Here is a 12,427-nt window from a genome sequence, read left to right as displayed (position 1 = left end):
GCCGTCGGATGAGGAGATGTTCCGTGACCACCAGTTCGTTCCAGGCCCTGGAGTACGGGCCGACGCCGGGCCGAGGAGACCCGGCCGCGCCGACCGACGCCGCGCACCCGGAGGAGCCGCGCGGGGACGTCTACCTCCGCGTGCAGGCCAGCCCGGAGTTCCAGGAGATCCGCCGCCGCTACCGCGACTTCGTGTTCCCGATGACGGTGCTGTTCCTGGTCTGGTACTTCGCGTACGTGCTCGCGTCGACCCTGGCCCGCGACCTCATGGCACGGCCCGTCGTCGGTGAGATCAACGTCGCGCTCGCCTTCGGGCTGGCCCAGTTCGCGTCGACGTTCCTGATCACGTGGCTGTACGCGCGCCACGCGGTCCGCAAACGCGACCGGGCGGCGCTCGCCCTGCGCTGGGAGACGCAGGAGCGCTTGCGGTGACCGGGCCGAATGCCGTGGCCGCCGCGGTCGAGGGCGACCACCGCCTGCTCACCGCCGGCCTGTTCGTGGGCTTCGTCGCCGTCACCCTCGGGATCACCGCCTGGGCGAGCCGGCACAGCCGTACCGCCAACGACTTCTACGCCGGCGGAAGGGAGTTCTCCGCGGCGCAGAACGGCCTGGCGATCTCCGGCGACTACATGTCCGCCGCGTCGTTCCTGGGCATCGCCGGGCTGATCTCGCTGGTCGGCTACGACGGGTTCCTGTACTCGATCGGCTTCCTGGTCGCGTGGCTCGTCGTGCTCATGCTGGTCGCGGAACTCGTGCGCAACTGCGGCCGGTACACGATGGCCGACGTCCTCGCGTTCCGCATGAGCCGGCGCCCGGTCCGGACCGCCGCGGGTGCGTCGTCGATCGTGGTGTCGGTCTTCTACCTGCTGGCCCAGATGGTCGGGGCGGGCTCGCTGGTCGCGCTGCTGCTCGGCGACGCGGACGGCTCGGTGCGGACGTTCACCATCGTCGCGGTCGGCGGTCTGATGATCGTGTATGTGGCGTTCGGCGGGATGAAGGCCACCACCTGGATCCAGATCGTCAAGGCCGGCCTGCTCATGGCGTGCGCGATCACGCTGACCGTGCTGGTGCTGATCCGCTTCGGCGGCGACATCGACGCCCTGCTGCACACCGCCGCGCAGAACAGCGGCCACGGCGGGCGGTTCCTGGAACCCGGGCTGCAGTACGGCACGTCGCTGACCAGCCGCGTCGACTTCATCAGCCTCGCCCTCGCGCTCGTGCTGGGCACGGCGGGCCTCCCGCACATCCTGACGCGCTTCTACACCGTGCCCACCGCCCGTGCCGCGCGCCGCTCGGTGATGTGGGCGATCGGGCTGATCGGGGTCTTCTACCTGATGACGCTCGTGCTGGGCTTCGGCGCGGCGGCGGTGCTGGGCTCCGACAGGATTCGCGAGTCGAACGAGGCCGGAAACACCGCGCTGCCGCTGCTCGCCGAGGAGTTGGGAGGAGGCGGCGACGCCATCGGCGGCGTGACGCTGCTGGCGGTCACCGCCGCGGTGGCCTTCGCGACGATCCTGGCCGTCGTGGCGGGGCTCACGCTCGCGTCGTCGGCGTCGGCCGCACACGACCTCTACGCGGCCGTGATCCGCAAGGGCCGGGCCGAGGAGCGCAAGGAGCTGGCCGCCGCGCGCGTTTCCGCGATCCTCATCGGCGCGGTGGCGATCGGGCTGAGTTTGACCGCGCAGCGGCTCAACGTCGCGTTCCTGGTGGCGCTCGCCTTCGCGGTGGCGGCGTCCGCGAATCTCCCGACGATCCTGTTCACGCTGTTCTGGCGCCGGTTCAACACGCGCGGAACGGTGTGGGCGATCTACGGAGGGCTCGTCTCGTCGCTCGTGCTGGTCGTCTTCTCGCCGGTCGTCTCCGGAGGGACGAATCCGCTGGTCACGGGCGTGGACTTCCACTGGTTCCCGCTGGAGAACCCCGGGATCGTGTCGATCCCGATCGGTTTCCTCGCGGGGATTCTCGGCACGCTGACCTCGAAGAACGACGCGGACGCGGCGAAGTACGCGGAGATGGAGGTCCGGGCGCTGACCGGTGCGGGGGCGCACTGAACGGAACCGGGTTCGGGGCGGACGGGGGTGCCGGACGAACGGCGTCGTGCGCCGCGCTCAGTGCGCGGGCGTGACCAGCCGAGGCCGCATGCTGAGCGGATTCCCGAAGTCCTTGCCGCAGCTCTCGGGCCGCGCCGGGGTCTCGGGCCGCGCGGTCACCTCGACCGTCCACGTCCGCCCGTCGACATGGTCGACGCGGACGGTCCACGCGGTGTCGCCGTGCGGCTCCGGGGCGGCGACGCGCAGCGCGTCGGCGGCGTCTTCGCGGATGTCCTCGCGCACCGCCAGTTCGGCGGCCTGGGCGGGACGCGACCAGGTGGAGCGTCCGCGGCACGGGGCCTGGAGCATCGCGCCGGCCCGGGCGGCGTCCACCGCGGAGACGGCCGTGTCGGCGTCGAGGCGCCCGTAGACGTAGCCGTCGGGCAGCACCACCGCGGTCGGGGCGAACCGGTGCCCGCCCAGGTGTGTCGCCTCCCACGTCGTCCCCGGCAGCCGCGTCCCGAGCGCCTCGGCGAGCGGCCGTCCCGCGGTCGCGCAGCAGCGGTCGCGCTTGCCGTTGGTGCACACCAGGATCAGCGGCTCGTCGTACGCCTCACCGAGCGCGGGCGGTCGCGGTCCGGCCGCGGCGGCGAAGTCGAGGGCCGACAAGTCCTCGAAGGCGGCGATCTCCAGGCGGCGTGTCCACGTCCCGCCCGGTTCCGTCCACACGAGGAACACGGTGCGTGACCGGCCGGATGGCGTGGTGCGGCCGGGGGTGCGGATCAGGGTGGCCCGGAACCCCGCCGCCGCGGCCCGGCGTTCGATCTCGCCGCCGACGGCCGGGTCGAGTCCGCGGCTGCCGGTCAGGGCCTTGGCCGCCCACGGCCCGGGGTGCTCGACGAGCAGCCACCCGCGCGCGGTCGGGGCCGTACCGGCCATCGGCTCGCCGTGGGCACCCGACAGGAATGAGCAGGTCGTCACGGATCCGAACGTACATGATCAACTCTTCGGTACGGTCGGTCGCGCGGCGTGAGAGCGGCCACACGGCAGTTCGACCGGTGGCACGCGCATTGCCGCCGGGCGCCCCGGAGTTCTGATCCGCTCGCCGCCCGCCGGGGCGATCCCGGCGGGCTACGGTGGGACGAGGAACGGGGACCGACGCCGGGGAGCGCCCATGCAGCCGACGCCCGCTTTCACACTCGAGGACGCGGTGGCGCTCGCCCGACGTGCCCACGACGGTCAGGTCGACAAGAGCGGTCGCCCGTACATCGCCCATCCGTTGCGCGTCATGCGCGCGGTCGACGGCACCCGGGCGCGGATGGCCGCCGTGCTGCACGACGTCATCGAGGACACGGGCGTCACCGAGGACGATCTCCGGCGCGCGGGTTGCCCGGAGGAGGTCGTCGCGGCGGTCGTCGCGCTGACGAAACGGCCGGGCGAGCCCCTGGCGACGAGCATGGCACGCGCCGCGGCCGACCCGATCGCCCGTGTGGTCAAGCGTGCCGACATCGCGGACAACTGCTCCGAGCAGCGACTGGCCCTCCTCGACGAGGCGACGCGGACGCGCCTCCGCGCGAAATACGCCCGGTCCCTGGCACTTCTGGACGGCCGCGAAAGCGACGGCGCCGCGAGCTGAAGCCGCCGTTCACGCGGCCGAACGGCGGCGCCGGCGATCTTGGCCGTGCGGACCACGCGGCGGGCCCGCAGCCGTCCGTCCTGCCGCTCCGCCACCGGGCCGGGGAGCAGCCCATCGCGGGAACGCCCTTCCTAGTGAGGAAGGTTGTCCCCGTTTCGTGCTCTCTTCAGTGCGGACCGTCACACCTGACGGCGGTGCGCAGGCTCAAGGGACGGCCGCAACTTGACTGACGCGCCACCCCGCCCCGCCGCCGGATTCCGGGTGGGGAGCCGCCCGGCGCCGACGGCCCGGGCAGGCCGGCGGTGGTGTCCGTCCCGGCACCACCGCGCGGCCGTACGTGCCCGGACCTACACCGGGCCCGCGACCACCCCCACCGGCTTGGCCAGGGGCGTGCCGGAGCCGTCGCGGCGGCGGTCGATGTCGGGCAGTGGCGCGGGAGTGCCGTTCGCGTGGGACGCGAGGGCCGGAGACGGCCCCGCCCAGGCGAGGGCCAGGGTGGTCTCGCCCTTGAGGAAGCGCTGGCAGCGGACGCCGCCGGTCGCGCGCCCCTTGCGGGGGAACTCCGCGAACGGAGTGACCTTGCACGTCCCGTGCTCGGCGCCGAAGAGCGCGTCGCCGCTGAACGCCGCGACGGTCACGACGACGGCGTCGGCCGCGGGGTCGACGGCGTTGAAGGACACGACCGACCGGCCCGTGCCCAGCTTGATGCCCGCCATACCGCCCGCCGCGCGGCCCTGCGGCCTGACCAACGAGGCCGGGAAGCGCAGCAGTTGCGCGTCGTCGGTGATGAAGACGAGGTCTTCCTCGCCGGTGCGCAGCTCGACCGCGCCGACGATGCGGTCGCCGTCCTTGAGCGCGATCACCTCCAACTCGTCCTTGTTGGACGGGTAATCGGGGGTGACGCGTTTGACGACGCCCTGCACGGTGCCCAGCGCCAGACCCGGTGAGTCGGCGGAAAGCGTCGTGAGGCAGACGACCTTCTCGTCGGCCTCCAGCGTGACGAACTCGCTGATCGGCGCGCCGCCCGACAGGTTCGGCGCGGTGTTGGTCGGCGGCAGCACCGGCAGGTCGACGACGTTGACGCGCAGCAGGCGCCCGGTGTCGGTGACCACGCCCAGCTCCGCACGGACCGTCGTGGTGACCGCGGACACCACCAGGTCGTGCTTGTGCCGGGCGCCCTGCGCGGGCAGCGCCGCCTCGTCGGGCGTGCGCGCGAGTAGGCCGGTCGACGACATCAGGACGCGGCAGGGGTCGTCGGTGACCTCAAGGGGGACCGCGGCGGCCGGGACGCCCGCCGATTCGAGCAGCGCCGTGCGGCGCGCCGTGCCGTACTTCTTGGCGACCGCGGCCAACTCCTCGGACACGATCTTGCGCAGCCGCTGGTCCGAGTTGAGGATCTCGGTCAGCTCGTCGATCTCGGCGCGGAGCTTGTCGCGCTCGGCCTCCAGCTCGATGCGGTCGAACCGGGTCAGGCGGCGCAGCGGCGTGTCCAGGATGTAGCTCGCCTGGATGTCGGACAGCTCGAACGCCTCCATGAGGCGTTCCTTGGCCTGGGCGGCGTTGTCGCTGGCGCGGATCAGCTCGATGACGCGGTCGATGTCGAGGAGCGCGACCAGCAGGCCCTCGACCAGGTGCAGGCGGTCCTGGCGCTTGCCCCGGCGGAACTCGCTGCGGCGGCGCACGACCTCGAAGCGGTGGTCGAGGTAGACCTCCAGAAGCTCCTTGAGGCCGAGGGTGAGCGGCTGCCCGTCGACCAGCGCGACGTTGTTGATGCCGAAGGTCTCCTCCATCGGCGTCAGTTTGTACAGCTGTTCGAGGATCGCCTCGGGGTTGAAGCCGTTCTTGATCTCGATGACCAGGCGCAGGCCGTGCGCCCGGTCGGTGAGGTCCTTCAGGTCGGCGATGCCCTGGAGCTTCTTGGCCTGGACCAGCTCCTTGATCTTGGAGATCACCTTCTCCGGGCCGACGTTGTAGGGCAGTTCGGTGACGACGATGCCCTTGCGCCGGGGGGTGACGTTCTCGACCGTCGCGGTGGCGCGGATCTTGAACGTGCCCCGGCCCGACGCGTACGCGTCACGCACGCCCGTCAGGCCGACGATCCGGCCGCCGGTCGGCAGGTCGGGGCCGGGGATGTGCTTCATGAGGTCGTCGAGCGAGGCGTGCGGGCGGCGGATCAACTCGCGTGCCGCGGCGACGACTTCGGTGAGGTTGTGCGGCGGCATGTTGGTGGCCATGCCGACCGCGATGCCGGACGTGCCGTTCACCAGCAGGTTGGGGAACGACGCGGGCAGGACCTGGGGTTCGCGTTCCTGGCCGTCGTAGTTGGGGGCGAAGTCGACGGTGTCCTCGTCGATCGACTCGACCATGAGCATCGCGGCGGGCGACAGCCGGCTCTCGGTGTAGCGCATCGCCGCGGGCGGGTCGTCGTTGCCGAGCGAGCCGAAGTTGCCGTGCCCGTCGATGAGCGGCAGCCGCATCGAGAACGGCTGCGCGAGGCGCACGAGCGCGTCGTAGATGGCGCCGTCGCCGTGCGGGTGCAGGCGCCCCATCACCTCGCCGACCACGCGGGCGCACTTGACGTGGCCGCGGTCGGGCCGCACGCCCATCTCGTTGGCCTGGTAGAGGATGCGGCGGTGGACCGGTTTGAGGCCGTCGCGTGCGTCGGGCAGCGCGCGCGAGTAGATGACCGAGTACGCGTACTCCAGGTAGGAGCCCTTCATCTCGTCGACGACGTCGATGTCGAGGATGCGCTCCTCGAAGCTGTCGGGCTGATCCTGGCCAGGCGTCTTCGTGCTGCGGCGGGCCATACTGCGGCGGTCTCCTTGGCTTGAGGTGGTCGGGGCCATTGTGTCCCCCCGGTACGACATACGGGTGCAGCGACCCGGTCGGTGCGGGGAACGTCCGGGTTTGCGGGCATGGGGGCCGCCCGCGGCGGGAAGGCACCAGTGTTCGCCGGTCCCACGTGGTGTACGGAGGAATGGTCGTGGACGACCCCCAGATCTTGGACCGCATTCGCTCGATGGTGGAAACCGAGCACGCGCTGCGCGATCAGCTGGCCCAGGGCAGGATCACCGCGGACGAGGAGCAGGAGCTGCTGCACGCCATCGAGGTCGAACTCGACCAGTGCTGGGACCTGCTGCGGCAGCGCCGGGCCCGCCGGGACGTCCGCGAGGACCCGAACACCGCGGCGGTGCGCCCGCCCCGCGAGGTCGAGGGCTACGAACAGTAGCGGGACCCCGCCGTCCCGCGGTCCCGGGGGCCCGCCGCGGATGCCGGCACACACGGGCAAGTGCCGTGTTTGTTCCCGGATTCGCCCGCCGCGAACGCTTGCCGCGATGCCCCGGAAGCAGGCACTTCGGTCAGTAAGGTTGCCTGCGGGCCGCCGATGCGGCCTCCCGTGGTCGTGGGCCGCGAGGTGTCGGCGGAGAGGACTGATGGGGCATGGCTGGTCTGGCCGAGACGTTCACGGCGACCGAGCACCGGCTCGCCAACGGATTGCGGGTGGTGCTGTCGGAGGACCACGTCGATCCGGTCGCCGCCGTATGCCTGTGGTACGACGTCGGTTCGCGCCATGAGAAGCCCGGACGCACCGGGCTGGCGCACCTGTTCGAGCACCTGATGTTCCAGGGCTCCGCCAACGTGCACGGCAACCAGCACTTCGAGTTCGTGCAGTCCGCCGGGGGGTCGCTCAACGGCACCACGAGTTTCGAGCGCACCAACTACTTCGAGACCATGCCGGCGCACCAGTTGGAGCTGGCGCTGTGGCTGGAGGCCGACCGCATGGGCGGCCTGCTGGAGGCGCTGACCCAGGAGAGCCTGGACAACCAGCGCGACGTGGTGAAGAACGAACGGCGCCAGCGCTACGACAACGTGCCCTACGGCACCGCGTGGGAGCGGCTGGTCGCGATGGCGTTCCCGATGGGGCACCCGTACCACCACATGCCGATCGGCTCGATGGCGCACCTGGACGCGACGACGCTCGCGGACTGCCAGGAGTTCTTCCGGACGTACTACGCGCCCAACAACGCGGTGCTCGCGGTGGTCGGCGACATCGACCCCGAGCAGACCCTCGCCTGGATCGAGAAGTACTTCGGCACGATTCCCGCGCACGACGGCAAGCCGGCCCCGGCCGACGGCACGCTGCCCCCGGTCATCGGCACCGAACTGCGCGAGACCGTCCGCGAGGACGTGCCGTCGCGGTCGCTCATGGCCGCGTACCGGCTGCCGGTCGACGGCGCGCGCGAGGCGGACGCGGCGGACCTCGCGCTGACCGTGCTCGGCGAAGGCGAGAGCAGCCGGCTCAACACGCGGCTGGTGCGCCACGACGAGCTGGCGGTGTACGCCGGGTTCGGCATCATGCGGCTGGTCGGCGCGCCCTCCGTGGCGCTGCTGGACGTCAAGGCCTCCGGCGACGCGAAGATCGCGGACGTCGACGCCGCCGTCAACGAGGAGCTGGCCCGGTTCGCCGCCGAGGGGCCCACCCCGGCCGAGCTGGAGCGCGCCCAGGCCCAGGTCGAGCGCGGCTGGCTGGACCGGATGGCGACGGTCGGCGGGCGCGCCGACGAACTGGCCCGCTATGCCACGTTGTTCGGCGACGCCTCGCTCGCGTTCACCGAGCTGGACCGCGTCCTGGCCATCACCGCGGAGGAAGTGCGCACGGTCGCCGCCGAGCGGCTCGTGCCGCAGAACCGCGCGGTGCTGGTGTACGAGCTGGACGCGGACGACACCGACGACGACACCCGCGACACCCGCGACAACAACCGCACCGCGAACGACGCCGAGGGGCAGGCCGCCTGATGCCGCAGACCACGATGGTGTTCCACCCGCGCCCCGGCGCGGGTCCCGAGAAGCCGTGGACGTTCCCCACACCCGGCCGCACCCGCCTCGACAACGGCTTGTCCGTGCTGCGCGTGCACCGCCCCGGGCAGCGCGTCGTCGCCGTCGAGCTGCTGCTCGACGCGCCCCTCGACGCCGAGCCGGACGGCATCGACGGCGTCGCCACGATCATGGCGCGGGCCCTCAGCGAGGGCACCGACACCATGGACGCCGAGACGTTCGCCGCCGAGCTGGAGCGCTGCGGCGCCACGATGGACGTCGGCGCCGACCACACCGGCGTGCAGGTCGCGCTGGACGTGCCGGCGTCCCGGCTGGAGCGCGCCCTCGGGCTGCTCGCCGACGCGGTCCGCGCGCCCGCGTTCCCCGCCGACGAGGTCGACCGGCTGGTGCGGCAGCGGCTCGACGAGATCGTGCACGAGCTGGCGAGCCCGGCCCGGCGCGCCGCGATCGCGCTGTACGCCGAGCTGTTCGACGCGGCGGCCCGGATCTCGCGTCCGCGCGCGGGCAGCGCGGAGACCGTCGCCCGCGTCGACCGCGCCGCGGTCGCCGACTTCTTCGCGGCGCACGTACGCCCCGCGACGGCGACCGTCGTCGTGGTGGGCGACCTGGACGGCGTCGACCTGGACGGCATCCTGGAGCGCACGCTCGGCCAGTGGACCGGCGGCGACGCGCCCCCCACCGAGATCGTCCCGGCCGCCGCCGACGACGCCGCCCGGGTGGTCGTCGTCCACCGGGCGGGGAGCGTGCAGACGCAGCTGCTGGCCGCGCGGCTGGGCCCGGACCGCCACGACGCGGTGTGGCCGGCGCTGAGCATCGGCACGTACTGCCTCGGCGGCACGCTGACGTCGCGGCTGGACCGCGTGCTGCGCGAGGAGAAGGGCTACACGTACGGCGTCCGGGCACTCAACCAGTCGCTGCGCTCGGGGGCGCTGCTGGCCGTGACCGGGTCGGTCGAGACCGACGTGACCGGCCCCGCGCTCGCCGACATGGTGACCGTGCTCACCACGCTCGCGGCCGAGGGCCTGACCGACGACGAGCGCGACGCCGCGGTGCAGAACCTCGTCGGCGTCGCGCCGCTGAAATACCAGACCTCGCGCGCGGTCGCCGACTCGCTCGCGGACATCGTCGCGCAGCGGCTTCCCGACGACTACCTGCCGGGCCTGTACGCCCGGCTCGGGGCCGTCGCCACCGCCGAGGCCTCCGAGGCGGTGTCCGCCGGGTTCGACCCCGCGCGCCTGGTGATCGCGCTTGTCGGCGACGCCACGCAGATCCGCGAGCCGCTCGAAGGGCTCGGCCTGGGGCCGGTCACCGTGATCGAATAGACACCGTTCCCGCGGCGCGGGAACGGGACGACCCCCGCGCCGCGCGTCGAGATTTGGCAAAGTAGTTCCCAAGGCTTACTGGTGTGCGCCTCCGCCGTCATCCGCACGGCGGAGGCGCGCTGCTACCCGGGCACGAAAGTCGCCCCCGGCTTGTACGCCGCCCTTTCCAGCCGCATACGGTGAGGCCCATGACGCAGGAGACGCAGACCGACGACGACGCGGACGTGGACCGCGAAATCGACGTGGCACGGGGGCTGTCCGCCGCGGACGTCGCCGAGCGGGTCGCACGCGGCGAGATCAACGACGTGCCCGTACGTTCGAGCCGATCGGTCGGCGAGATCGTCCGGGCGAACGTGTTCACCCGGTTCAACGCGATCATCGGCGTGCTCTTCGTCATCATCCTGGTCGTCGGGCCCATCCAGGACGGCCTGTTCGGCTTCGTGATCATCTTCAACACGGGCATCGGCATCGTCCAGGAGATGCGCGCCAAGCAGACGCTCGACCGGCTCGCGGTGATCGGCGAGGCCAAACCCCGCGTACGCCGCGACGGCGCCGCGGTGTCGGTGTCCGCCCACGAGATCGTGCTCGACGACATCATCGAGCTGGGCTCCGGCGACAAAGCCGTCGTCGACGGCGTGGTCACCGAGGCGTCCGGCCTGGAGGTCGACGAGTCGCTGCTGACCGGCGAGGCCGACCCGGTGCTCAAGCATCCCGGCGACCCGGTGATGTCCGGCTCGTTCGTGGTCGCGGGCAACGGCGCGTTCCGGGCGACCCGCGTCGGCAAGGACGCGTACGCGGCGCAGCTGATGGAGGAGGCCTCGCGGTTCACCCTCGTCGCGTCGGAACTGCGCGGCGGCATCAGCACGATCCTCAAGTACGTCACCTGGGTGCTGATCCCCGCCGCGATCGCGCTGGTCATCAGCCAGTACCGGATCAACGAGGACGACATCCCCGAGGCGATCCGCCGCATGATCGCGGGCGTCGTCCCGATGGTCCCCGAGGGCCTGGTGCTGCTGACGTCGCTGGCCTTCGCGGTCGGCGTCATCCGGCTCGGCCGCAAGCAGTGCCTCGTCCAGGAGCTGCCCGCGATCGAGGGGCTCGCCCGCGTCGACGTCGTCTGCCTCGACAAGACGGGCACGCTGACCGAAGGCGGCATGAACGTCACCGAGATCCGCGCGCTCGACCCGGATCTGCCGGTCCGCGCGGCGCTCGGCGCCCTCGGCACCACCGACCCGCGCCCCAACGCGAGCCTCCAGGCGATCATCGAGGAGTGCCCGGCCCCCGACGGCTGGACCGAGACCGCGACCATCCCCTTCTCGTCCGCCCGCAAGTACTCCGGCGCGACCTTCTCCCGCGACGGCGTCCGCGAGACCTGGCTGCTCGGCGCCCCCGAGGTGCTGGCCGCCCCCGGCGAACCGATCGTGGCCGAGGCCGAGGAACTGGGCTCGAACGGCCTGCGGGTGCTGCTGCTGGTCCGCACCGACGCCCCGGCCGACGACCTGTCGTCGGCGTACGACCCCGCCCAGGGACGCCCCGCCGCCCTCGTCGTCCTCGAACAACGGCTGCGCCACGACGCCGCCGACACGCTGCGCTACTTCGCCGAGCAGGGCGTCGCCACCAAGGTCATCTCCGGCGACAACGCGGTCTCGGTCGGCGCGGTCGCCGCGAAGCTGGGCATCCCCGGCGCCGAGCACCCGGTCGACGCCCGGACGCTGCCCGAGGACCGCGACGCCATGGCCGACGTGCTGGAGAACAACACGGTCTTCGGCCGCGTCACCCCGCAGCAGAAGCGCGACATGGTCGGCGCCCTCCAGGCCCGGGGCCACACGGTCGCGATGACCGGCGACGGCGTCAACGACGTCCTCGCCCTCAAGGACGCCGACATCGGCGTCGCGATGGGCTCCGGCAGCGAGGCCGCGCGCGGCGTCGCGCAGATCGTGCTGCTCAACAACAGCTTCGCGTCGCTGCCGTCGGTGGTCGGCGAGGGCCGCCGCGTCATCGGCAACATCGAGCGGGTCTCGAACCTGTTCCTGACCAAGACCGCGTACGCGGTGCTGCTGGCGATCCTCGTGGTGATCGTCAACGTGCCCTACCCGTTCCTGCCCCGCCACCTGACACTGCTGGCGTGGTTCACGATCGGCACCCCCGCGTTCTTCCTGGCCCTGGCGCCCAACAAGGAGCGGGCCCGGACCGGGTTCGTCAACAGAGTCCTGCGCACCGCCGCCCCGGCCGGCGTCATCGCCGGGACGGCGTGCTTCACGGCGTACCTGATCGCCCGCGACTACTACGGCGGCACCGACGACACGCGCAGCGCGGAGACCTCGATCGCGACGCTCACGCTGTTCCTGGTCGCGCTGTGGGTGCTGGCGATCATCGCCCGCCCGTACACGTGGTGGCGCCTCGCATTGGTCGCGGCGATGGCGGTCGGATTCGCCGTGGTGCTGACGGTCCCGTACTTCCAGGACTTCTTCGAGCTCAAGCTCGTCGGCACCACGATGCCGTGGACGGCGGTCGGCATCGCGGCCGTCGGCGCCTTCGCGATCGAGGTGGTCTGGCGCTACATCGGACGCAGGTGGCCCACACCGCAGACGTGACGGGCGCCCG

General features: G+C 72.2%; 9 protein-coding genes. 7 read left to right on the top strand and 2 right to left on the bottom strand.

Going from position 1 to position 12,427, the window contains the following annotated elements; genetic code table 11:
• Positions 1-23: 23 nt before the first annotated feature.
• Both LO772_RS09930 and LO772_RS09925 read left to right on the top strand, forming a co-directional pair.
• Entirely contained in the window at positions 24-431 is a 408-nt protein-coding gene (locus LO772_RS09930; protein ID WP_331717323.1) for a DUF485 domain-containing protein, read from the top strand.
• Positions 428-2,050, top strand: a complete 1,623-nt coding sequence (locus LO772_RS09925; protein ID WP_443089384.1) for a solute symporter family protein — start codon at positions 428-430, stop codon at positions 2,048-2,050. Before LO772_RS09930 ends, LO772_RS09925 begins: the two co-directional genes overlap by 4 nt.
• A 57-nt stretch (positions 2,051-2,107) precedes the next feature.
• Here the strand turns inward: LO772_RS09925 and LO772_RS09920 are convergent, their stop codons facing one another.
• Entirely contained in the window at positions 2,108-3,010 is a 903-nt protein-coding gene (locus LO772_RS09920; RefSeq protein ID WP_231778028.1) for a sucrase ferredoxin, read from the bottom strand.
• Positions 3,011-3,203: 193 nt separating this feature from the next.
• Here LO772_RS09920 and LO772_RS09915 point away from each other — a divergent pair, with 193 nt between their 5' ends.
• Entirely contained in the window at positions 3,204-3,665 is a 462-nt protein-coding gene (locus LO772_RS09915) for an HD domain-containing protein (protein ID WP_231778027.1), read from the top strand.
• 347 nt (positions 3,666-4,012) lie between these two features.
• On the opposite strand, the gene LO772_RS09910 is transcribed toward LO772_RS09915, so the two are convergent.
• Positions 4,013-6,472, bottom strand: a complete 2,460-nt coding sequence (locus LO772_RS09910; RefSeq protein WP_231778026.1) for a DNA gyrase/topoisomerase IV subunit A — start codon at positions 6,470-6,472, stop codon at positions 4,013-4,015.
• A gap of 176 nt (positions 6,473-6,648) precedes the next feature.
• Between LO772_RS09910 and LO772_RS09905 the strand changes: the two genes are divergently transcribed.
• From LO772_RS09905 to LO772_RS09890, 4 genes are all read left to right on the top strand, one after another.
• Positions 6,649-6,894, top strand: coding sequence for a DUF2630 family protein (locus LO772_RS09905; protein WP_231778025.1), 246 nt, complete (start codon positions 6,649-6,651; stop codon positions 6,892-6,894).
• 212 nt (positions 6,895-7,106) lie between these two features.
• Complete coding sequence (locus tag LO772_RS09900) at positions 7,107-8,462, top strand: M16 family metallopeptidase (RefSeq protein WP_231778024.1); 1,356 nt, start codon at positions 7,107-7,109, stop codon at positions 8,460-8,462.
• The gene (locus tag LO772_RS09895; protein ID WP_443089447.1) at positions 8,459-9,823 is read left to right on the top strand and encodes a M16 family metallopeptidase; all 1,365 of its coding nucleotides are present in this window, start codon (positions 8,459-8,461) and stop codon (positions 9,821-9,823) included. Before LO772_RS09900 ends, LO772_RS09895 begins: the two co-directional genes overlap by 4 nt.
• Positions 9,824-10,011: 188 nt before the next feature.
• Positions 10,012-12,417, top strand: a complete 2,406-nt coding sequence (locus LO772_RS09890) for an HAD-IC family P-type ATPase (protein ID WP_231778022.1) — start codon at positions 10,012-10,014, stop codon at positions 12,415-12,417.
• The last annotated feature ends 10 nt before the right edge of the window (positions 12,418-12,427 follow it).

Source organism: Yinghuangia sp. ASG 101, assembly GCF_021165735.1.
Lineage (GTDB): Bacteria > Actinomycetota > Actinomycetes > Streptomycetales > Streptomycetaceae > Yinghuangia.
Note: the sequence above shows the minus strand (reverse complement) of the source record. Positions and strands in the feature narration are given on the sequence as shown.

Excerpts from the sequence above, each read along its gene's own strand:
- LO772_RS09915 (WP_231778027.1), top strand. The coding sequence starts at position 3,204 with ATGCAGCCGACGCCCGCTTTCACACTCGAGGACGCGGTGGCGCTCGCC.
- LO772_RS09910 (WP_231778026.1), bottom strand. The coding sequence starts at position 6,472 with ATGGCCCGCCGCAGCACGAAGACGCCTGGCCAGGATCAGCCCGACAGC.
- LO772_RS09900 (WP_231778024.1), top strand. The coding sequence starts at position 7,107 with ATGGCTGGTCTGGCCGAGACGTTCACGGCGACCGAGCACCGGCTCGCC.
- LO772_RS09890 (WP_231778022.1), top strand. The coding sequence starts at position 10,012 with ATGACGCAGGAGACGCAGACCGACGACGACGCGGACGTGGACCGCGAA.